Genomic DNA, 21,242 nt, shown 5'->3' with positions numbered 1-21,242 from the left:
TCGAGGGCGCTGCTCACCCGTGCCACTCCTCGCGGCCGAGGTAGCGCGCCACCGATGCCTCGTAGGACCCGCGGCTCTTGAGCAGCCGCTCCACCACTTCGCGGACGGCGCCATGGCCACCTCGCGACTCGGTCACGTGGTGCGCGGCACGCTTGGCCTCGTCTCGGGCGTTCGCCACCGCGATCGCGAGGCCGACCTTCTCGAAGACCGGCACATCCGGGAGGTCGTCGCCGACAAACGCCATCTGCTCCCACGACAGCCCCTTTCGTTCGAGCAGGGCCTCGATGTGGGCGACCTTGGTGGTCGAGGTGACCTGCAGCACGTCGGGGACGCGCAGTTCCTGGCCGCGGTGCGTGGTCGCCTCGGACTGCCGCCCACTGATCCAGGCGACCTCGATGTCATTCCCCTTCAGGAGTGAGTGCGCCAGGCCGTCATGGATGTCGAAGCGCTTGAACTCGACCCGCTGGCCGCCGACATCGCCGATGAAGACGGCATTGTCGGTGAGCACGCCGTCGACGTCGAAGCCGAGCAGCTTGATCTTGCGGGCGCGGCCCATGTCAAACATCGCCGGCCTCGCGGGCAGCGTGCCAGATCGCCATGGTGCGGCCGAGGAGCGCGTCGAGCCGATCGAGCGGCCACTGCGTCGCGGCGTCGGAGAGGGCGCGCGCCGGTTCCGGGTGCGTCTCGAGGAAGAAGCCGTCGGCACCGGCGGCGGCGGCCGCGCCGAGCAGCGCCGGGATGAACTCGCGCAGACCGCCGCTCGCACCACCGGCCGCCTGCCCCGGCTGCTGCACCGAATGCGTGCCGTCGAAGATCGTCGGGACGCCGGTCGCCTCGCGCATCCGCACGAACGAGCGCTGGTCGACCACCAGGTCGCCGTAGCCGAAGAAGGTCCCGCGCTCGGTGACGGCCACCTCGCTCGCGCCGGCGCTCTTCACCTTGGCGACGGCGCCCGCCATCGCTTCCGGCTGCATCCACTGCCCCTTCTTGATGTTCACCGGCTTCCCCGTCGCCCCAGCGGCGACGAGCAGGTCGGTCTGCCGCACCAGGAAGGCGGGAATCTGCAGCACGTCGACCACTGATGCGGCGACCGCGGCCTGATGCGACTCATGGATATCGGTGAGCAATGGCAGCCCGGTCGCGGCGCGGACCCGTTCAAGCGCCCGCAAGCCAGCATCCACACCCGGCCCGCGTGGCGAGTCGCCGCGCGCGCGGTTGGCCTTGTCGAACGATGCCTTGAAGCAGACGCGCAACTGGTGCTTCTCGCCCATCCGGGCCAGCGTCTCGCCCACGCGCAGCATCGTGTCGTCGTCCTCGACGACGCACGGCCCTGCGATCAGGAAGGGGCCAGGCCCGAATTGCCACAGTGGCATCAGCCGTTGCTCCGGGTGTGCTTGGCGAGCGCCGCACCGACGAACGCCGCGAAGAGCGGGTGCGGCCGCGTCGGCCGGCTCTTCAGCTCCGGGTGGAACTGGCAGCCGACAAACCACGGATGGTTGGGCAGCTCGATCATCTCGACCAGTCCGCCGTCGGGCGACTGCCCCGAGAGCCGGAGGCCATGCTCCGCCAGTACATCGCGATAGGCGTTGTTGACCTCCCACCGATGCCGATGCCGCTCCGAGATCTCGAGTGTCCCGTACGCCTCGGCGGCGTGGCTCCCAGCGCGAAGCCGGGCGGCGTAGGCACCGAGGCGCATCGTGCCGCCCAGGTCCTTCACGTCGCGCTGCGACGCCATCAGGGCGATCACCGGGTCGGGGCAGTCGGGGGCGAACTCCGTTGACGTCGTGCCGGTCATCCCGCAGACGTTGCGGGCGAATTCGATGATCGCCACCTGCAGGCCGAGGCAGATGCCGAAGAACGGCAGTTCATGCTGACGCGCCCAGCTGATCGCCTGGATCATCCCCTCGACGCCGCGCTCGCCAAAGCCGCCGGGGACCAGCAAGCCGTCGTAGTCCTTGAGGATCTCACCGGCCGCTTCGGGCGAGGTGAAGCGGTCGCTGCCGAGCCATTCGATGGAGACGCCGGTGTTGTGCGGGATGCCGCCGTGCAGCAGTGCCTCGCCGACCGACTTGTAGGCGTCGTGGAGGTCGGTGTACTTGCCGACCACGGCGATGCGCACGCGATGCTGCGGCTCGAGGATCCGACCGACCATCGCACCCCAGGTGCTGAGGTCCGGCTCCGGCGTCTCGAGGCGGAGGCGCGAGCAGACCTCGCGATCGAAGCCCTGCTCCGAGAAGCGGAGCGGCAGTTCGTAGATGCTCTTCACGTCGGGCGACTCGATCACCGCGGAGAAGTCGACGTTGCAGAAGAGCGCGATCTTCCGCTTGATGTCGGCGCCGAGGGGACGTTCGCTGCGGCAGATCAGCATGTCGGGCTGGATACCGACCTGCATCAGGTCGCGGACCGAGTGCTGCGTCGGCTTGGTCTTGAGCTCGCCGGCCGCGGCGATCCACGGCACCAGCGTGAGGTGTACGAAGAGCGCGTTCTCGCGGCCGACATCCTGGCGGAACTGCCGGATCGCCTCGAGGAACGGCAGCGACTCGATGTCGCCCACGGTCCCGCCCACCTCGATCAGCACCACATCGTGGCCCGGTGCGGTGCGGCGCAGTGCGCTCTTGATCTCATCGGTGATGTGCGGAATGACCTGCACCGTGCCGCCGTTGTACTCGCCGCGGCGTTCCTTGCCGATGACGGTCTGATAGATGCGGCCGGTGGTGATGTTGTTCTGCTGCGACAGCGAGCGGTCGATGAAGCGTTCGTAGTGGCCCAGGTCGAGGTCGGTCTCGGCGCCGTCATCGGTGACGTAGACCTCGCCGTGCTGGAACGGCGACATCGTCCCCGGGTCGACATTGATGTACGGGTCGAACTTCATCATCGTGACGGACAGGCCGCGCTCGACCAACAGCCGCCCCAATGAGGCAGCCGCGATCCCTTTGCCCAACGACGAGACCACGCCACCAGTGACGAAGATGTACTTGGTGGTGCGGACGGGAGTGGTCATCGGGAATCCTCGGTCAGTTCGCGCCACCGCACTTCGGCGGCAGCCAGGTCGTCTGGGGTATCAATCCCGGCAGGCGCCGGGTTGTCGAGCAGGGCAACGCCGATCGTGAGGCCGGCGTCGAGGGCGCGGAGCTGTTCCAGCCGCTCGGCGCGTTCCAGCATGCAGGTCGGGAGGGCGGTCACGCGGAGCAGCGCCTCCCGACGGTAGGCGTAGACGCCGAGGTGCTGCCACCACCGGGTGCCGGCGAGGTCGGCGGCGTCGCGGACGTGCGGGATCGCGGCGCGCGAGAAGTAGAGCCCCCGGCCGTTGGCGTCGCAGACCACCTTCACCAGGGCCGCCTCGTGGCGGAGATCCGGGTTGAGCGGGGCGGCGGCCGTCCCGATGTCGTCCCCTTCCTGGGCCTTCCGGATCGCGCCGGCGACCGCATCCGCGGGCATGAACGGCTCGTCGCCCTGGAGGTTCACCACGATGTCGTAGGCCGAGTAGACCGGATGCCGGGCCACCTCGGCGACGCGATCGGTGCCGCTCTCGTGATCGGCCGACGTCATGACGACCTCGACCTCCCAGGGATCAACGGCTTCGGCGATTTCTTCGGAGTCGGTGGCGAGCACGAGGCGGTCGACGCCGCGGACCGTGCGGGCGCGCTCGATGACGCGGGCCACAAGTGGGGCCCCACCAAGGAGCTGCAACGGTTTTCTCGGGAGACGCGTCGAGCCGACGCGAGCGGGCACGACAAGCAGGACAGGCACGCTCTAAACTATGCGGGAGTGGCCCCGGAGTCAAAATGCGTGCCGGAGCCGCCGGAATGTGGGTAACTGCTTGATCAACAAACGATTAGCTGTCAAGCCCCGCGAGGCGAAGGAAGTTGACCAGCAACCGCTTCCCGTCCGGCGTCGCGACCGACTCCGGGTGGAACTGGACACCCCAGACCGGGGCGGTCCGGTGTTGCACCGCCATGATCTCGCTCCCGGCCGGGCGATCGGTGGTCCAGGCGGTCACTTCGAGCTCCGCTGGGACTGTCGGCGGGTCAATTACCAGCGAGTGATAACGCATCACCGACATCGGCGCGGCGACGTCCTGGAAGAGCCGCGTGCCGTCGTGGGCGATCTCGCTGGTCTTCCCGTGCATCAGCCGGTCGGCCCGGACCACCGTCCCGCCAAAGGCCTCGCCGATGGACTGGTGACCGAGGCAGACGCCAAGGAGCGGAATCCCCGCCTGGGCCGCAGCGCGGACCAGCGGCACCGAGATCCCGGCTTCTGAGGGGGTGCATGGCCCCGGCGACACGAGGATCGCCGCTGGCCGGAGGGCGATTGCCGCCTCGACGCTCACCTGATCGTTTCGGACGACCGACGGCTCCGCGCCCAGCTCGCCCAGGTACTGGACCAGGTTCCAGGTGAACGAGTCATAATTGTCGAGGACGAGGATCATGGCGGAAAGATAGAAGTCGCCGGTGATTCCGCGAATGGGGATTCAGGCCCATACTTGGCCACCTCTCCGCCACCGGGGCCCTGTTGCGACAAGCCAAGTCCGCCACGATTGACGAGTACCTCGCGAAGCTTCCGACGGCCCAGCGGGCCGTGCTCCAGAAGCTTCGGAAGGCGCTGCACAGCGAGGCTCCCGGCGCTGTCGAGGGGATCTCGTACGGCCTGCCGACCCTCAAGTACAAGAAGAAGGTCCTGATCTACTTCGGCGCCGCGACCCACCATTGCGCCGTGTACGGGGTGCCAGAGCTACCGGCCGCCGCGACCAAGGCCTACGATACCAGCGGCAAGGGGACGATTCGCTTCTCGCCCGACCAACCGTTGACCCCTGCCCTGATTCAGCGGATCGTGGCCACCCGAATCGCCGCCATTGAGGCCAAGCTCAAGCGTGCCTAGCAATGGGCGTCCCCGCCCGTTGGAGACCGGATGAACAGTCGTCGGATCGTGGACCTGATCGGTGTCGGCGTCCTGTGGGGCCTGCTCGCGCTGTTGCTGGGACATCGAGCCTACGGAGCTGGCATCTGGACCGGTGTTGTCTGTGCACCGGCCATCGGGCTCGCGATCGGGGCCATGCTGCAGCAGCCTTTCGAGGACGCCACGACTGGCCGCCGCCGTGTCATCGCGCTCTGCTCCCTCTACCTCGGCGCCACGCTCTTCGCCGTGATGATCGGCCTCGGCACCATCCTCGGTCCGGGCGCGGGCCATCGTCATTTCCATTCCGCGCTGATCGAACCGATCCTCGGCACCTGGTGGGGAATCACCTTCACCGGCTTCTTCCTCGTGCTCTGGCCGCTCGCGTACGCCACCCACTGGTGGCTGGAGTGGCGCGCCACCCGCTGACCGGGCCGCGTGGGATTTTGGCGCCATGGGTGTCATATACCTGACCCCTTCCCGGATGCCGATGCTGCAATCACCGACCGAGGCCGAGATCACCGCCATCTACCGTGACACGGTGGCGGCGTTGTACGGCTTTGTCTCCCGGCGATGTGGCGGCGAGCGGCAGCTCGCCGAGGATATCACGCAAGAGACCTGGCTGCGGGCGGTACGTGAGTGGCGCCGCACTGGTTTGCCGGCCGTGCCGCTGGCGTGGCTGACGACCGTGTCGCGCAATCTCCTCCTCAATCAGCTGCGGACGCGCGTCCCGCTACCGATCGACGCGGTGCCGCCGCAGCAGATCCTCGACGCGCTGGAGCGCGACGCCGTTGGCGACTCGACGGTGATTGCCGTCGCGGTGACCGATGCCCTGACCCGACTTCCCCCGATGAGGCCCAGCTGCTCGAGGCCTTTCACTTCGAACGGCTGCGCGTGTCGCGGCTCGCCGAAGTGATGGGGATCACTGAACGCGCGGTCGAAGGCCGACTGCGCCGCGCTCGCGAGCGGTTGCGACGCGAGCTCGAGACCGATCCTGCCAACCATCGAAGGAGGGCTGCCATGAGCACCCCGGATGACCTGCACACTCCGACGCCCGCGTTCGTGGCCGGCCTCGAGGAGGCCGTGCTCCGCGCCTACCGCGAGGCCGACGCGATTCCCGTGATTCCTCGAGCTCCCTCGACCCGTTGGCGCGACTGGGGCCGCATCGCGGCCGTGCTGCTGCTCGGCGCCGCGCTCGGCATCGGCGGCCAGTTCGCGTCGGCGCAAGTGCGTGACGCCAAGACGCGGAGCGAGATTGAGCGGTCAGTGATGGCCGAACGAGAACTTCAGAGCTTCCGACTTGAACTGGCGAAGCAGGAGGTCAAGCGAATCGATGCGGCCGTGCGACTCGGGGGGATGCCCGCGCGCGCGTTGATGGAAGCGACCCGCGAGCAACGTGTAGGCGAGAGCGCCGTGCAACGGCTTGACCTCGACCTGGCCGAAGTACGCCTGAGCAATGCGCCACCCCGCAACGAGCTCTCCGCGCCACTTGTTGGTGGCCGTGATTTCGTCCTTGAGCGGCTGCGGTTGCGGGCCCCGCTTGCCTTGCGCGAGGAGGATGGTGCCCTGCGCCTGGCATTCGAGGCTGATCGTCGAGTCAAGCTCGGGCTCGACCCCGAGTGCTGCGACCGATGCCCACGTCCGCGCCGTGGATGCTCACCGGGAGATGCAACTTGTCGCCATGCAGCTTCGCCTGCGTACCCTGTTCGTGAAGGAGCGGCTCTCCCCGGGAGAGGTCGCCCGACTGCTGCAGCAGGAGACGATGCAGATCGAAGTGGGGCGGACGAAGGAGCTGCTTGACTTCGACAAGGAGCGCCTCGCACAGGCGGAATTGCGGCGCAAGGCGGGGACAATCACCGAGGTCGAGTTCCGGCGGGTCCAGCTCGACTATCTCGAGCGAGAGCGGATGCTGTACCGCATGCAGGTTGAGCTCAGACGTGGCACGGCAGGGGGCCGGCCCGCTCGAGTATCGCGTCGTCTCGGCGCTTCACCGCGCCGCCGGCGACTCGGTCCTACTCTGGGACCCCGCCAACAGCCGCATCTCCGTGATCTCGCCCAACGGCACCATGCTCGGCAGCTGGGGTGACCCTCGCATGGCGGAGCTTTCGCGAACCCTGCCAGCGGCCGTCGCGGGCGGCCGGTGGTTCGTCCCGGTGCGGCCGGCGTTCGCGCCGGATACCACCACGCTCGTGCGGATCACCCTCGCGACCAAGCGGACCGATACCCTGCTCCGTTTCGCCACGCCGACCTTTCGTCCCGATCGTACGGCGGGGCCTGGTGTGGTGCGCGTCATTGCCCCGGGATTTCTACCGGTCACCGGGTGGGGGGTCTTCCCGGACGGCCGGCTCCTGGTGGTGCATGGCGCCGACTATCGGCCGGAGATTTTCAACCTCGATGGGAGCCGCACTCAGGCCTCAGCGATTCCGTACGCCCCGACTGCGGTCACGGCCGCCGACAAGGCGCGGCACCTGCAGGAGACCGTCGCTGAAATGAAGCGCCGGCTCTCAGGTGAGCTTGCTGCCGGCGCAGGCGGGAAGATGCCGAGGCTCGAGGCCGGTGCCCCCGACCAGTGGCCCGCGATGCTCCCGCCGCTTCGCTCGCCGACGATCCATGTCGATTCGCGTGGTCGTGCGTGGGTGCTGGTCACCGATCCGGCGCGCGCCGGAGGCGATCGCTTCGATCTGCTGAACGCCCAGGGGAAGCGCATCGACGCGCTGCGCCTCCCTGCGCAGGTCACGCTCGTCGGCAGGGACGGGTGTCTCTATGCCACCCGCGAGGACGAGGACGGGCTGCTGCACTTATTGCGGTATCCGCTGCCTTAGCGGCACCCACACCGCCAGGCGGCCCGGCTCGACCGTGACCGCGTCACGGATTCGAGAGCTATCTTCGGGGAGAATCGTCTCCCACCCCGGAGCCCCCCCGTGGCCAAGCTGGTCTACGTCCCACCGCCCGATCCCATACCGCATGCCATCCCGCTCATGGTTGCTGGTGCGGAACTGGCGTTTCAGCTGGGACGGATCGGGATCCACATCTTGCGTGGTCCCGGCGCGGTGGCCGAGGGGCACTCGCACGTCCTGCCGCTGCTCCTGATGCCAGTGACGGTCGGTGCAGTCGCCGTGGGGGCGATGCGGTTGTGGGGCCGGAAGGTCCCGCTGCGCCTCCGCGAGCCACGCATCACGCGTCTGCGCTTTGTTGGCCGGCTGATCCTCATCGGGGCCGTGTTCGGGGTCATTGGACTCCAAGTCGGCCTCGCGAACATCCGTGCGCTCCGCCCGATGGTGCTCATCGACAATCAACGCGTCGTCAGGTCGGCGGCGATGCCCCTTGGCAACGACTCCACGGTTCCGCAGCGGTTGCTGATCGGGCCGACCGGCCGCGATACGCTGACGCTGGGCGGTCGCGTGGTGACGATGGCGAAGGACAGCGCTTCGTTGACGATCGCTGAGCAGGACGGGGCGCGCCGGCTGACCGTGCCCCTGCCCGCGCTCGGGATGCCCCAGCAGGTGGAAGTCGTCCCGATCCGCGCCACGGCCCCGGAACCCGTCGCCTTTGCCGTGCTGGTCACCGGGTCGCCGACGAGCAATCAGGCGATGTTCGCGGTGGCCGATTCCAGTTGGCGGCTCGTCTATCTGGAACGGATGTACCAACGCTGGCCGGCAGCTTCCCGGATGCTCACGCTACAACGCGACACGGTCACCTCATTGGACGTCGTGATCGTGGCGCGGAACGAACTGACGAAACGGATGTACCGCCTGGCCGCGCAATAGCCCTGGTAGTGTCAGGGGCGCGGCGCGATCGAGGGAATTCCGAGGCATGTGCTCGCAATAGCGATGTGGTATCCCGTTCCGTGTGCGGCGATATTCCATCTTCAGCTCAACCGAAGGAGCCCAGCCGTGCAGGCGAATCTCGCGACGACCGATGCGACGGGCGGCACCTCGATCCTCTACAAGATCGATGGCGCGGACTATCTGATGGAGGTCGGCGGCGCCTGGAACGACTTCGCCGACGCCAACGAAGGCCCCGAGTTGGTTGCCGACGCGGTCCTCGGCCGCTCCCTCTGGGATTACGTCGGCGACCTCACCACTCGGCAACTCTATCGCACCATCCTGCGCCATGTCCGTAATGATGGGGTGGCGGTACGCTTTCGCTTCCGCTGCGATGGTCCGACCATGCGTCGCCTGCTCGAGATGGAGATTGCGCCCGTCGACAGCGGCCACGTCCGGTTCTCGGTCGTTCCGGTGGCCGAGGCCACCCGCCCCGCCGTGCCGTTGCTCGACGTGGCCCAGAAGGTCGCTCGAGGCGGGAAATTGATCATGTGCGGCTGGTGCCAGGACGTACGGCTTCCCGGACCGCGGTGGGTGCCGGCAGAGCAGGCCGTCACCGCGCTGGGTTTGTTCGAGGGGACGGCGATACCGACGGTCAGTCACGGCATCTGTCCCGACTGCCATGATGAATTGACCGGCGCGCTGCTCGACACCACCCTCGCGGAAGGAGGGACGATCACGCTCGGCGACTGGGTGGTCGGCTAGGGCGCGGCGCTACTCCAGCTGCGGTGAACGGATCGACGGAATCGCTGTCATCGCCTCGCCCGACTCGAGCCGTTTGATGTGCGACTCGAGTTCCTGCTTCACCAGCGCTCCCAGCAGCCCCCGCTTCTCGTGGGCAAACGGCCGCTGGTAGGCCGCGATGGCGGCTGCGCGGTCACCCATCCGCAGGTAAGCATTGCCGAGCTCGATCGCCGCCGGCAGGTGCCACGGCATGACATCCAGGATCTCTGTGGCCTTTGTGGCAATCATCGCGTAATCGGTGCCCTTCTCATCGTAGACATACTCGAGCAGGCGCCGGAAGAGGTTGCTCGCCCGCGTCCTCGGCAGCGTCTGCGTTCCCTCCCATACCTCGACGATCCCCAGTCGCTTCACCATGGTCAGTCCGGCGAAGACTTTTGCCGGGTCCCAATCGGAGCTCGGATCCGGGCGTCGATCGCTCGCGGTGTAGATGAAGAAGCCGGTATAGATCCCCGCCCGGTTGGTGTCGGCAAGCGACTCGACCTTGCGCGCGGTGGTCAGCTTCAGCGCCTTGGCCTGCTCCTCGCCGAACCAGTATGAGGAGTAAGTCGGCAGTCCGGTCGGCACGATGGCCGAGTCGGAGAATTGCTTGATCTCGTAGGCTCGCTGTCCGAGGTCGAGACCCTCGTTGCCGAAGGCCAGCGCGGCATTCAGGGTCCCGCCGGCGAGTTCGTTGTGGTACTCCCAGAGCCGGGGGATCCGCACGGTCATCACAATGGTCGCGGCGTAGAGCCCACCGACGCCGAGCACCGACATCCGAGTCCGCTGCTGCCAGGCGAACTGCGCGCCTGCACCGGCAATGATGCCAAGCGCCACGATCACGGGGAGCGCGTGCCGGACACCGGCGTACGTGCCGAGGGAACCACTGAGCGCGAAGAGGTGGGTCGCGGCGAGCGCGAGGACCACGGCCGTACTCCAGCGTTGCAGTGGCGTGGTGATGGTTCGTCGCAGCGCGCCCACTCCCACCACGGCCAGGCCGAGCAACGCCAGCGGCACCTTCGAGAGAATGAAGCTCGGCCAGGTGTACCAGGGTGGTGCACCGTAGACCATGGTTCCCCAGAGGAGATGCTGGTTGTCCCCGCGCCCTTCGACCCCAGCACGGACGGTGTCGGCCAGCCCCCAGATGTAGGAGCGTGGCAGGATGTGCCACCTGTCGAGCGCGGTCAGCAGGTCGCGCCAGCGGACCACGCGGAGGTCGCCCAGTTTGGCGACCATGGTGCGATTGAAGTCATCGGCGCCATTGGGGCCGGCGTGGAAGTGGAAGCCGTAGAAGGCCCACAGCGTGCCAATGGCCACCAGGACGACGAAGGCGAGTTGTCCGGCATGGAGGGCGAGGGTATTCAGGTACCGGCGCTGACGATGCCATTGCCAGACGGCGGCGAAGGCGGTGAACGCGCCGATGCCCGCGAGTCCCGGCAGCGCCGAATGCTTCGCGGCGAGGGCAAGACCCATGGCGAGGCCGAGGGCCAGCGCCCAGCGCCATTGCCAGGTCATGATCAGCCGTGCGGCGGTGAGTGCCGCGATGGCGAGCGCCAGCGCGACCGGCAGGTCAGTCATCACGACCGGGCCGTGAGCGCCGACGGTCGGTTCGAACCCGATGAAGAGCAACGTCCCGATGGCCCACGGCATCCCGAAGGCGGAGGCCACGAGCGCGCCGAGGATCAGGAGCATGGCGCCATTCAGGGTCCAGACCGCGATGCGCGCGCGGTCCTGGGCCAACCGGAAATCGTTGTCGAAGAAGAAGGTCTCCTCGACAAAATCCCGCTCGGCGCCCTTGTCGGAGAGGGCGGACTTCGGTCGAAGCGTGAAGGTGGCGGGCATGTTGGCCGCGGCCACGAGCTTCACCAGCGGCGGATGCTCGGGGTTGAGACGGAAATCGTTGGTGCGCAGGTATTCGACGCCGGCGACGATGTGCCACGGTTCGTCGACCGTGAGCGAATCGAGGCGGGTACCGACCGCCGACCGGGCCGTGGCGAGGAGCACCAGGGCGAGGAGGACGAGGGTGTGCACCGGGGTGAGTCGGCGGAAGGTGGCTGGGGGAGTCACGGCCTGTAGATACGGCGGATTCGGAGAGGAGGCAAGTGCGCGCCACCCCTGACGCAGGAGCCTCCGGGCGGTAACTTCAGATTCGACCCTGGGGAGGAACGCCATGATCGTCGAAGCTGCCGTCACCGTTGCTGGATCGCGCACTGCAGTTTGGGCGGTGATCACCGATATCGACCACGCGGCGACCACCTTCAGCGGTGTGGAGGAGATTGAGGTCCTCGAGCGGCCGCTGAGCGGCCTGGTTGGGCTCAAGTGGCGGGAGACGCGGATCCTCTTCGGCAAACCGGCCGCCGTGGAGAAGTGGATCACCGACGCCGCCGAGCCGGAGTACTACAGCGCCCGGGCCGAGAGCGATGGCTTTGTCTTCGTCTCCACCAAGCGGCTCTCCGAACATGACGGGGTCGTCACGCTGACCGAGTCCCACGAGTCGCAACCACAGACCCTCATGGCCAGGCTGCAGATGATTCCGATGGCGTTGTTCTTCAAGGGCGTGATCCGGAAGGCGATCCTGCAGGACCTCCATGATGTCAACGCCGCGCTCGGCGGACACCGGCCGTGAGTCGCGAAGGTCGATCCAGCATCCGGCTCCGCTTCATCGTCACTGACCCGGTGCCCGGTGTCGCGCTGGCCTTGCAATCTGGTCGCTTCGACCTGGTTCCCCCGACGTCGGTGACGGCATCGGCGGTGAGCTTCGAGTGTGCGGTGGAGGCCAGTCAGCCGGTCGCAGGTGGCCCGGTCGTCTGCTACGGGCCGTTCACCCAGGGGCCGCCGGCGGCGCGGTTTGTCTACATCACCGTCGGGACACGGGCCGGGCAGCCCAACAGTCCGTATGAGCGGCGGGCGAAGATCCCGCTCACCGGAATCACCCCCGAGCTCTTCCTCGGTGCCGTGAAGGATCCTGAGCGCATGCTCGAGGTACGGTTCGGCGGTCGGGGCCGGGACGGCAGCCCGGTCTGCGCCACGGTGAAGTTGGCGGCGGATGCCTGGCGGCTCGTTTCCTCTCCTACCGGACCGGTGCGCTAAATGTCTTCCGCGTTTCGCTTCGTGCTCGTCACGCTCGGTGTCGCTGCCATTTTCTGGATGACTAACCGGTTTCTCTGGCAGGACGAGCGCTCCATCATCGAATTGCTCGTGAAGGCGCTGGCCTGGTGTGCCATGATGGCGGCGCTCGCGCGCTGGCAATCGCGCCGTGCGCGGGCCGGCAAGGTCAGCGACTTCCATCCCGCCGTCTATTTCGTGCTCGGTCTTGTCATGATCGCTGCGGGGATCGAGTGTTGGTACGAGGCGTCACCGACCAGGTCCCCGGAGGACGCGCTCACGTCGGTCGCTGCGGCAGCCTTTGGACTGTTCTTTCTGGGCTGCGGGGTGAGCGCGGCTCGCAACCGCAAGCTCAGTGGAGTGACGCAATGAAATCATTCGTTCTTGGTGGCATGGTCACCGTGTTGTTGCTTGGTGCCACCACCAGTGCCAGCGCGCAGCTCGCGTACCGCGGGCCGACGGCGGTGTTCCGGGATTCCCAGGCCGCCGTCCCACTCTTCGAGCTGAAGCCCACGCTTGGCCCGTTCGGACGCGGCACGACTGCGGCCAAGCCCACCGCGTTGACGGTTCGTCTGAACGGCGTCGCGGGCGATCAGCTCTCTCCGACGCGCTGCCCGATGCGGATCATTCTCCCCGACTCCACCCGGCAGGACGCGATGCCGATCAGCCGACCCAATCTCACGACGGTCGAGCGGATGCCGGTTGACCGGAGCAGCTGTTCGATTCGGTAAGCACGCCTCAGACCCCGACGCCCTACCCCGGAGTGCCCTTTGGCGATCATCCGTCTGACGACCGTCGCTCTCCTCGCCGTCATCGCTCCAATGGCGACCGTCTCCCTTCAGGCGCAGGTCCCCGTTGCAGCAAAGGCGTTACTGCGCATCGACGCAGAGGCCGAGAATCTCAGTGCGATCTCGACGCTTGCGGTGAGCCCCTCGGGGATCCTCGCCGTCTATCTCCGTCAGGATGGGGTCATCCGCCTCTACAGCCCTGCGGGGAAGCTGCTCGCATCGGCGGGGCACACAGGGGAGGGTCCGGGCGAATTCCGGCAACTCGACGCCATCGGGTGGCTCGGCGATACCCTCTGGGCATCCGATGGTCGCCTGCGTCGGTTGACTCGGTACACCGCCGACGGAAAGTTCCTTCGCGCCATTCAGCTCCCTGACCGCATCGAGCAGGTTGTACCCGGCGCCGCATCGACCCGATATACCGGTGCCCGCTTGCAGGCGGTCTATCCTGACGGCAGTCTGCTGCTGCAGGTGATGCAGTTCAGGGTTCCTCGCTCCAACGCTCCGAAGGAAGTGATGGGTGACCCGCGGTACGCTGTCCGTTCCTCACTCGAGGGCGCCGTACGCTTCCTGGTCGCGACGGATCCTCCGAACCTCTGCAAGTTCGCGGGGCCGGAGATCATCATCAGCATGCCAGGGTCCTCCTGCCCCATGACGCTGCGCGCGACTCCTCCGAATGCCAGCCGCCGGGTCGCGGTGCTGCAGGAGACCTCGCCCGGCGGATCGGGCTTGATCAGGGTTGTCGCCGTGAACGACCGCGGTGAACCGCTCTTCGAGCACAAACGGTCAGTCCCGTTGCGCCCGGTGCCGTCCGAGGCACATGACCGCCAACTCGAAGGGGTGCCGAACGACATGCGCGAGCAGGTCGCGGCGCGAACTCGGTTTTTCCCGCCGGCCTTCGAAGTACAGGTGGCACCCGGAGGTGCCGCCTGGATCGGCCTCGACGCAGCCTCGGGCAAGCTTCGCGAGTGGTTCCGCCTCGATGCCAACGGCAGGCAGCTCCCCTCCGTCTGGCTCCCCGCCTCGGCCAAGGGGCTCGCCTTCGATCGACGCGGCGCGTGGGCGATCACCGAAGCAGAAGACGGCTCGCAGAGCATCGTCCTCTACGAGGCACGGCCATAGTGCTCCAACGCACCATTGTCACCCTGCTCCTCGTGGGCGTCGCTCCGCTTGCCGCCCAGACGGACTACATGGCGCGCGCTCGGCCGCTCCTTGGCTGCTGGACCATGTCCGTCGGCACATACACGCCTGCGCAGGGCCGAGATTCGACCTGGGTACACCCGCCCCGCATCATGAAGGTCGACACGACGCCCGGACAAGGGATGATGGACAACGACTCTCTCGGCTGGCTGATCGCTAGCGCGACTCCCCCGATCGAGCGACACTGGCGGGGCGCAGTCGGGCTCGGCGAACCAGACAGCCTCGCGCTCTTCTGGACGCGCGGACTCGGCGCGCTCCAGGCCAGCGTGAAGGTTGCTGCCGACACGGCGGAGGGGTGGATCACCCTCATCCGCGACACCGGGTACGACAGCCCGATGGCCCGTCTCATAATGACCCGCACCCGATGCCCTTGACCGCCCACTAGTTCCAGTTGTCGATCTTCATATCGTCCGGAGCGGGCCTTCCCTGCCCTGTCTCCACCAGCTCGCGCAGGCTCAGCAGGAAGACCGCCCACTTCGTGCTGCAGTGCGCAGTGAATTCCACCGCCTCCTGCCATCCGCGGTGACCGAAGAGCAGCACCGTCATTTCGCCGTCATGGGTCAGGTCGAAGGTTGCCTCGGTGCCGACCCATTCCGGCGGACCGGCCACGAAGCGCCAGCGCACGGCCCGATTGGGCTCCAGCGCCGCAACCTCGAACTCCATCTGTCCGATCTCGTGTCCGTCGCCATGGCGGAAGACGACCGTGACCCGACCACCCAACGCCGCCGACCCGGTCGAATCCCGAGTCCACCACCCTGCCACGCCGTCCACGGTGGCGATCGCCGCGTATACCTGCTCGAGTGGTGCCTTGATTCCGATGCGATGAATGATATCGACCACGTCTGCTTCCTCTCGTGACAAGTGGACTACTCCGGTGCTTCGACGAACGCCTTGAGGCGTGCCGCGGCCGCATCCCACTGGGCCGAGACCTGATCGAGATACTCGCGCGCGACACTGAGCCGCTTGAGGTCAAGCGAGTACACGTGCTCCCTCCCCTCCTTGCTGTCGCGGACCAGGCCGACTCGTTCAAGCGACTGCAGGTGCCGGGTGATGCCCTGCCTCGTCATCCCGCTCCCTTCGGTCAGGCGCGTGATCGAGAGGTCGCCTTCGACGGCGAGTCGGCCCACCAGGGTGAGGCGCGTGGTGTCGCCAAGGGCGGCGAAGACGGGGGCCGCGTGGCGGACGGCGCCGCTGCGACTACTCGACATACGCCGCCAGCTTCTTCGACTGCCCGTTCCATCCGCCGGTGTTCATCCGGAACGCCTCCACACGGCGCGTGGCCGGCAGCTGGTCAAAGCCGGACTCGATGATGGTGATGGCGGTACCGCCCGCGTTCTCCTCGAGGCGGAACTCCACCAACGTCATTGGCTCGGCGGTGTAGTCGACCTTCGGGTCGATGGCGCCCGGGTGCCACCGGTAGGAGAAGTAGCCCTCCGGCTCGACCCGTTCGATCCGCATCTCGATCGTCACGTGCTCCAGCCCCGCCATTCGGAGGCTGCCGTGGACGATCGCCCCGGGCCTGAACGGACCGTCGAGCGAGATGCCGAACCAGGTGCCGAACTCGGTGGCGTCGGAGAGTGCGCGCCACACCCGGGCGCGTGGCGCGGCAACGTCCAAGCGCTTCTCGATCCGGTCGGTTGTCTCGGGCTGTTCGGCTGTGCTGCTCATGGGGGTGCTCCAGGCGGGGGTCGAAGGAACGACAATAGGCAACGGTTGTGTTGCACATGATACGACGGGCTGGAGGGAAGCGCAAGACTTTGGTTGCGCATTGGAGCCGGACCATGGCGCGTGGCGCCTCGCGGGGGCCGTGGCCTGATACCTTCCATCCAGTCGCCGACCCCCCGCGGCCGTACCCGGACCCGGAGCCCGGCATGTTCAAGGGCCTTACGTCGATCGTCGTCGCCGCCGTCCTCCTCGGATCGGCGCCCACCGCCTCCGCGCAGCAACCTCCCCTCCCGGCACCCGTCGACAGCGGCAAGATGGTGCGGATGTACACCGCGACGACGATGATCGAGGGTCGACTGCTCGCCCCGTACGGCAAGCACGACTCGGCGCTGTACTACTGCCGTTTCCCCGGCAGGCCGTGCCTCGGGATCGAGGACTCGGCCGCCATGCGCACGATTCCGGTCAGCGACCTGCGCCGGCTCGACGTCTCGACCGGATCGCACTGGCGCCGTGGCGGACTGATCGGTGGCGTCATCGGCGCCGCGATGGGCGTCGCCGCGACCGCGTTTGCGGTCAGCATGTGCGATACCACCGACTGCGCCTCCCACCGCGACACCATCGTGATTCTCGGCGGCATCAGCAGCGGCCTGACGTTCGGCGCCCTCGGCGCACTCTGGGGATCGGCCTTTCCACGATGGGACTCACGGTGACTCAGTGACCAAGGCGCCACAAACACTCCCGCGGGTGGTTGGCTTCATGCTCTTCGCGATCACGGTGTGGGTCGCGGGGCCAGTCCTGATCGGATCCCACCAGTTCGAGTGGGCTCGCGCCGCCGAGGGGATGCTCACCGGCGCGTTCTTCGCGATCGCGATCACGGCGACGGATCATTCCCGACTGCCCGTGGAGAAGCGCTTGGCACCGCCCCACGCGATCGGCCTGGGTGGATTCAGTCTGGCGCTCCTCGGCATGATGGTCGCCGAAGGCGCGGCGCGGCGATCGAAGCTCGATGCCATCATGGTGGTTGGCTCGCTGCTCTTCGCGTTGCCGGGGGGCTATCTGATTGTGGCCGGAATGCGGCAGCGGCGATCGACCGACGCCCAGGGCGGTGCCTGACGGTTGGTCCACTCGCAGAAATCGACTTCGGAGTACCCATGACCGCACCACGCGTCCCCACGTTCGCAACCGTCGCCCTCGTCCTGTTCGCCGCCCCGAGCGGCGCGCAGGCCTTCGCCGCCCCCTCCTTCGCGCGCCCAACCTGGACGTCGGCGCAATCGTTCACCACCGTCACGGGTGTTCGAGAGCTCTCGAGCGGCTCGGTGCTCGTGGCCGACTTCTCCGAGCCGATGGTCCACCTGCTGGCTCCGGGTGGCCAGAGCGCCAAACAGATTGGCCGAAAGGGATCTGGCCCGCGCGAGTACCTCACGCCCCTGCGGCTGATCGCGCTCCCGAACGACTCGACCCTGCTGATCGATCGGGACGCAGATCGCTACCTGATCATCGCGCCGAACGGGGACATTGTCGCCACGACCCCTTTCCCCGAGCAGATGCGTCTCGCCGGCCAGTACATCCGCGGGGCCGACCAGGGCGGGCGCCTCTACTTCCAGATGCGTTACATCGCCCCGGAGCCGACCGCCCCCTCGACGACGGGCATTCTGCGCTGGGATCGCCGGAGCGTCCGATTCGACAGCCTCGGCTTCGTGAAGATGCCCTCCGCCACCCCGATCGGCGGCAAGCTCGCGAACGGCGCCAGCTACCAAGGGATGCGGATCATGCCGTACACGCCCGCGGATGCGTGGACCGTGGCCCCCGACGGCCGGATCGCGATGATTCGCGTTGCGCCCTACCGTGTCGATTGGCTCGCGACCGGCCGCCCGCCGGTGGTTGGCGGGGCCATCCCCTATTCCCCGGTCCCGGTGACCGATGCGGACCGGAAGGCGAACGAGCCGAAGGGACCTCCCTTCACGCTGGTGTACGCCGAGGTCAAGCCACCCTTCAGCAATGACGCGGTCGTGCTGGATGACCGAGCGCGTCTCTGGATCGGCCGCTCGTTCACCCGAGGCGCGAAGACAAGAGACTGGGATGTTGTCGATAGCCAGGGGAAGCTGCTCAAGACGATCAACCTCGCCGCCGACAAGTGGATCATGGCCGTCACCGCACGCTTCGTCTACGTGCTCTGGCGGGACCAGGACGACGTGGAGTGGCTGCAGGCCTACGCACGGTAACGGGCTAGCGCCGCACCGAGCGATCGCTGAGCAGCTTGCTTGCCGCCTGCCTCGCCGCCGGGGTACTGTTTCCCATGCCCACCATCCGCTCCGCCGCCCTTGCCGTCCTCACGGCGCTCCTCGCCGCGCCCCTCTCCGCCCAAACCCGCCCGACCGTCACCGGGTTGCTGACGGAGTACCGCGCCAACCCCCTCGGCACGGACGTCGTCAAGCCGCGCCTCAGTTGGCGGATCGAGAGCCCGCGCCGCAACACAATGCAGGCGGCCTATCAGATCCAGGTCGCCACATCGCAGGCAGCGCTGACCGCCGGCAAGTCGCTGCTCTGGGACTCGGGCCGCATCACCACCGATGCCTCGATCTTTCGCCCGTACGACGGCCCGGCGCCGACCTCGGCGACGCGCTACTACTGGCGCGTCCGCGTCTGGGACGACGCCGGCAATCCATCGGCCTGGAGCACCCCCGCCTTCTGGGAGACGGGCCTGCTCAAGCCCACCGATTGGTCGGCCCGATGGATCGGGCCATCGGCAATCTCGAAGGACTCCGCCGGCGCCCCTGCCCCGCTGCTCCGCGGCAGCTTCACCGTGAACGGTGCGATCCGCTCGGCTCGCGTCTACGTCACGGCGCGCGGCCTCTACGAGCTGCACCTGAACGGGCGGCGTGTCGGTGAGGACTTCTTCACCCCCGGCTGGACATCGCTCAATCGCCGCCTGCAGTATCAGACCTACGACGTCACCACCGCGCTCACCCAGGGGGAGAACGCCATCGGCGCGATGCTCGGCGACGGCTGGTATCGCGGCTACCTCGGTTTCAGCGGCCGCCGACACGCCTATGGCACCACGGTGGCACTGCTCGCGCAGCTCGAGATCCGCTACACCGACGGCCGAGTGCAGCGCGTGACGACCGACAGCGCGTGGCGAAGCAGCACCGGCGCAATCACCTTCGCCGACATCTATCGCGGCGAGAGCTACGATGCTCGACTCGAACAGGCGGGGTGGGATCGGGCCGGCTTCGACGTCCGCAACTGGCAACCGGTGACACTCGCTCCGACCACGACCGCCGTGCTGGTTGCGCCGACGACGGAGCCCGTGCGGCGCACCCAGGAAATCACCCCCATCAGCATCCTCCGCTCCCCGTCGGGGAAGGTCATCTATGACCTCGGTCAGAACATGACAGGTTGGGTGCGGCTCCGGGTGCGCGGCAGTGCAGGCACGACGGTCACCCTCTCGCACGGCGAAGTGCTCACCCCCAAGGGCGAGCTCTACACCGACAACCTGCGCGACGGCTTCCAGAAGGACCGCTACACCCTCAAGGGCGGCGGCGACGAGATGTGGGAGCCGCACTTCACGTATCACGGCTTCCGATACGTGCAGGTCGAGGGGCTGCCGGGTGAGCCGTCGGTCGGCGCCATTACCGGCGTGGTCGTCCACACCAACCTGACCGAGACCGGGACGTTCGTCACGTCGGACACGCTGCTGAACAAGCTGCAGCGCAACATTGTCTGGGGGCAGCGCGGCAACTTCCTCGACGTCCCGACCGACTGTCCGCAGCGCGATGAGCGGCTCGGGTGGACCGGCGATGCGCAGGTCTTTGCACGGACAGCGAGCTTCAACATGAACGTCGCCGGCTTCTTCGCGAAGTGGCTCGGCGACCTTGCCCTCGACCAGCATCCAGGCGGCGCCGTCCCCTGGGTCATCCCCAATCCACTCGGCGGCGACAGCACCCGCTTCGCCTCCGCGGCCGGCTGGGGCGACGCATCGACCGTCGTGCCCTGGACTATGTACCAGATGTACGGCGACCGCGGTGGACTCGAACGGCAATTCGCCAGCATGACGGCGTGGGTGGACTACGAGGCGCGCCGCGCCGGCCCAGCGCTGCTCTGGAAGCAGGACTCGCACTTCGGCGACTGGCTCGCCTGGCACAGCGACGACGCTGGCTATCCCGGTGCCACCACCGGCACCGATTTCATCGCGACGATCTATCTGGCCCACTCGGCCGACATTGTCTCGCGCGCCGCCACCGTCCTCGGCCGCACCGCCGACGCCGCCAAGTATCGCGACCTCTTCAACCGGGTGCGGGTCGCGTTCCGAAAGGAGTTCGTGACGGCGAACGGTCGGGTGGCGGAGAACACCCAGACCGCGTATGCCCTCGCGCTCAACTTCGGGTTGCTCGACGCCAGCGAGATGCCGCAGGCGGTGCAGCGCCTGGTCGATGACATCGGCAAGCATGGTGGCCACCTTTCGACGGGCTTCCTCGGCACGCCGGAGCTGACGCACGCGCTCTCGCGCAACGGCCGGACCGATGTGGCCTTTGCGCTGCTCAATCAGCGCGGTTATCCGGGGTGGCTCTATCCGATCGGGCGTGGCGCCACGACGATGTGGGAACGGTGGGACGGCATCCGTCCCGACGGGACGTTCCAGGAACAGAGCATGAACTCATTCAACCACTACGCCTTCGGCGCGATCGGCGACTGGATGTACCGTACCATCGGCGGGCTCGACGTCGACGACGCCGCACCAGGCTACAAGCATGCGATCATCGCCCCGGTGGTCGGCGGCGGGATCACCAGCGCGAAGACCGAGTTGCAGACGTCCTATGGCCCGCTCGGCTCCGACTGGCGGGTGGCCAATGGGGTGATGACGCTCACGGTGACGGTGCCGGCGAATACGACGGCGAGCGTGACGCTCCGGAACACCACCGCCGCGACGGCGCGTGAGGGTGGCATGGCGTTGTCGGCGGCCGCGGGTGTGCGCAGCGTCCGGGCCGAGGGGAAAGACCTGGTGGTGACGATTGGGTCTGGGCGGTACGTCTTTGACACTGCGGCGCAGTAG

At 67.6% G+C, this 21,242-nt stretch carries 26 protein-coding genes; 17 read left to right on the top strand and 9 right to left on the bottom strand.

Annotated elements, in window-relative coordinates:
* Positions 1–13 precede the first annotated feature (13 nt).
* The 5 genes from IPG05_10080 to IPG05_10060 form a co-directional block, all read right to left on the bottom strand.
* Positions 14–565, bottom strand: a complete 552-nt coding sequence (locus tag IPG05_10080; protein MBK6495436.1) for an HAD hydrolase family protein — start codon at positions 563–565, stop codon at positions 14–16.
* A complete protein-coding gene (gene kdsA, locus IPG05_10075; GenBank protein ID MBK6495435.1) occupies positions 558–1,373 on the bottom strand; it encodes a 3-deoxy-8-phosphooctulonate synthase in 816 nt (271 codons plus the stop codon). Before kdsA ends, IPG05_10080 begins: the two co-directional genes overlap by 8 nt.
* Complete coding sequence (locus tag IPG05_10070) at positions 1,373–3,001, bottom strand: CTP synthase (protein MBK6495434.1); 1,629 nt, start codon at positions 2,999–3,001, stop codon at positions 1,373–1,375. Before IPG05_10070 ends, kdsA begins: the two co-directional genes overlap by 1 nt.
* Positions 2,998–3,750, bottom strand: coding sequence for a 3-deoxy-manno-octulosonate cytidylyltransferase (gene kdsB / locus IPG05_10065; protein ID MBK6495433.1), 753 nt, complete (start codon positions 3,748–3,750; stop codon positions 2,998–3,000). The genes IPG05_10070 and kdsB overlap by 4 nt, the downstream gene beginning before the upstream one ends.
* A gap of 85 nt (positions 3,751–3,835) precedes the next feature.
* On the bottom strand, positions 3,836–4,429 hold the full coding sequence (locus tag IPG05_10060) for an aminodeoxychorismate/anthranilate synthase component II (GenBank protein ID MBK6495432.1): 594 nt from the start codon (positions 4,427–4,429) through the stop codon (positions 3,836–3,838).
* Between the two features lie 83 nt (positions 4,430–4,512).
* Here IPG05_10060 and IPG05_10055 point away from each other — a divergent pair, with 83 nt between their 5' ends.
* From IPG05_10055 to IPG05_10025, 7 genes are all read left to right on the top strand, one after another.
* Positions 4,513–4,878 carry a DUF1801 domain-containing protein gene (locus IPG05_10055; GenBank protein ID MBK6495431.1) on the top strand — a complete coding sequence of 122 codons (366 nt, stop codon included), beginning with the start codon at positions 4,513–4,515 and terminating at the stop codon, positions 4,876–4,878.
* A 30-nt stretch (positions 4,879–4,908) separates the two neighbouring features.
* A complete protein-coding gene (locus IPG05_10050) occupies positions 4,909–5,322 on the top strand; it encodes a hypothetical protein (protein MBK6495430.1) in 414 nt (137 codons plus the stop codon).
* Positions 5,323–5,377: 55 nt separating this feature from the next.
* Positions 5,378–5,809 carry a hypothetical protein gene (locus IPG05_10045; GenBank protein ID MBK6495429.1) on the top strand — a complete coding sequence of 144 codons (432 nt, stop codon included), beginning with the start codon at positions 5,378–5,380 and terminating at the stop codon, positions 5,807–5,809.
* Positions 5,810–5,913: 104 nt separating this feature from the next.
* On the top strand, positions 5,914–6,693 hold the full coding sequence (locus IPG05_10040) for a hypothetical protein (GenBank protein ID MBK6495428.1): 780 nt from the start codon (positions 5,914–5,916) through the stop codon (positions 6,691–6,693).
* 137 nt (positions 6,694–6,830) lie between these two features.
* Positions 6,831–7,715 (top strand): hypothetical protein, encoded by an 885-nt coding sequence (locus IPG05_10035; GenBank protein ID MBK6495427.1) that lies wholly within the window; start codon positions 6,831–6,833, stop codon positions 7,713–7,715.
* A gap of 99 nt (positions 7,716–7,814) precedes the next feature.
* On the top strand, positions 7,815–8,660 hold the full coding sequence (locus tag IPG05_10030; protein ID MBK6495426.1) for a hypothetical protein: 846 nt from the start codon (positions 7,815–7,817) through the stop codon (positions 8,658–8,660).
* Positions 8,661–8,786: 126 nt separating this feature from the next.
* Complete coding sequence (locus IPG05_10025) at positions 8,787–9,422, top strand: hypothetical protein (protein ID MBK6495425.1); 636 nt, start codon at positions 8,787–8,789, stop codon at positions 9,420–9,422.
* Between the two features lie 9 nt (positions 9,423–9,431).
* Here the strand turns inward: IPG05_10025 and IPG05_10020 are convergent, their stop codons facing one another.
* Positions 9,432–11,504, bottom strand: a complete 2,073-nt coding sequence (locus IPG05_10020) for a hypothetical protein (protein ID MBK6495424.1) — start codon at positions 11,502–11,504, stop codon at positions 9,432–9,434.
* 103 nt (positions 11,505–11,607) lie between these two features.
* Here IPG05_10020 and IPG05_10015 point away from each other — a divergent pair, with 103 nt between their 5' ends.
* The 6 genes from IPG05_10015 to IPG05_09990 are packed head-to-tail and all read left to right on the top strand — an operon-like array spanning position 11,608 to position 14,901.
* Complete coding sequence (locus IPG05_10015; protein ID MBK6495423.1) at positions 11,608–12,063, top strand: SRPBCC family protein; 456 nt, start codon at positions 11,608–11,610, stop codon at positions 12,061–12,063.
* Positions 12,060–12,527, top strand: coding sequence for a hypothetical protein (locus IPG05_10010; protein ID MBK6495422.1), 468 nt, complete (start codon positions 12,060–12,062; stop codon positions 12,525–12,527). The genes IPG05_10015 and IPG05_10010 overlap by 4 nt, the downstream gene beginning before the upstream one ends.
* Positions 12,528–12,914 (top strand): hypothetical protein, encoded by a 387-nt coding sequence (locus IPG05_10005; protein ID MBK6495421.1) that lies wholly within the window; start codon positions 12,528–12,530, stop codon positions 12,912–12,914. It begins immediately after the preceding gene.
* Positions 12,911–13,273 carry a hypothetical protein gene (locus tag IPG05_10000; GenBank protein MBK6495420.1) on the top strand — a complete coding sequence of 121 codons (363 nt, stop codon included), beginning with the start codon at positions 12,911–12,913 and terminating at the stop codon, positions 13,271–13,273. The genes IPG05_10005 and IPG05_10000 overlap by 4 nt, the downstream gene beginning before the upstream one ends.
* 39 nt (positions 13,274–13,312) lie before the next feature.
* Positions 13,313–14,449: a hypothetical protein gene (locus IPG05_09995; GenBank protein ID MBK6495419.1), complete on the top strand. Its 1,137-nt coding sequence runs from the start codon at positions 13,313–13,315 to the stop codon at positions 14,447–14,449.
* The gene (locus IPG05_09990) at positions 14,449–14,901 is read left to right on the top strand and encodes a hypothetical protein (protein ID MBK6495418.1); all 453 of its coding nucleotides are present in this window, start codon (positions 14,449–14,451) and stop codon (positions 14,899–14,901) included. Before IPG05_09995 ends, IPG05_09990 begins: the two co-directional genes overlap by 1 nt.
* 7 nt (positions 14,902–14,908) lie before the next feature.
* Here IPG05_09990 and IPG05_09985 read toward each other — a convergent pair whose 3' ends face one another.
* Genes IPG05_09985 through IPG05_09975 form a run of 3 tightly spaced genes read right to left on the bottom strand, consistent with a single transcriptional unit; the run spans position 14,909 to position 16,195 of the window.
* A complete protein-coding gene (locus tag IPG05_09985; GenBank protein MBK6495417.1) occupies positions 14,909–15,367 on the bottom strand; it encodes an SRPBCC domain-containing protein in 459 nt (152 codons plus the stop codon).
* Between the two features lie 26 nt (positions 15,368–15,393).
* Complete coding sequence (locus IPG05_09980; GenBank protein ID MBK6495416.1) at positions 15,394–15,735, bottom strand: helix-turn-helix transcriptional regulator; 342 nt, start codon at positions 15,733–15,735, stop codon at positions 15,394–15,396.
* On the bottom strand, positions 15,725–16,195 hold the full coding sequence (locus IPG05_09975) for an SRPBCC family protein (protein ID MBK6495415.1): 471 nt from the start codon (positions 16,193–16,195) through the stop codon (positions 15,725–15,727). The genes IPG05_09980 and IPG05_09975 overlap by 11 nt, the downstream gene beginning before the upstream one ends.
* 203 nt (positions 16,196–16,398) lie before the next feature.
* On the opposite strand from IPG05_09975, the gene IPG05_09970 reads away from it, so the two are divergent.
* The 4 genes from IPG05_09970 to IPG05_09955 all read left to right on the top strand — a co-directional run bounded on the left by IPG05_09970 (position 16,399) and on the right by IPG05_09955 (position 21,242).
* Entirely contained in the window at positions 16,399–16,902 is a 504-nt protein-coding gene (locus tag IPG05_09970) for a hypothetical protein (protein ID MBK6495414.1), read from the top strand.
* A 4-nt stretch (positions 16,903–16,906) separates the two neighbouring features.
* Positions 16,907–17,305 (top strand): hypothetical protein, encoded by a 399-nt coding sequence (locus tag IPG05_09965; protein ID MBK6495413.1) that lies wholly within the window; start codon positions 16,907–16,909, stop codon positions 17,303–17,305.
* 38 nt (positions 17,306–17,343) lie between these two features.
* Entirely contained in the window at positions 17,344–18,414 is a 1,071-nt protein-coding gene (locus IPG05_09960) for a hypothetical protein (GenBank protein MBK6495412.1), read from the top strand.
* 74 nt (positions 18,415–18,488) lie between these two features.
* Positions 18,489–21,242, top strand: a complete 2,754-nt coding sequence (locus IPG05_09955; GenBank protein MBK6495411.1) for a family 78 glycoside hydrolase catalytic domain — start codon at positions 18,489–18,491, stop codon at positions 21,240–21,242.

The sequence above is a fragment of the Gemmatimonadota bacterium genome, from assembly GCA_016704275.1.
Lineage (GTDB): Bacteria > Gemmatimonadota > Gemmatimonadetes > Gemmatimonadales > GWC2-71-9 > Palsa-1233.
Note: the sequence above shows the minus strand (reverse complement) of the source record. Positions and strands in the feature narration are given on the sequence as shown.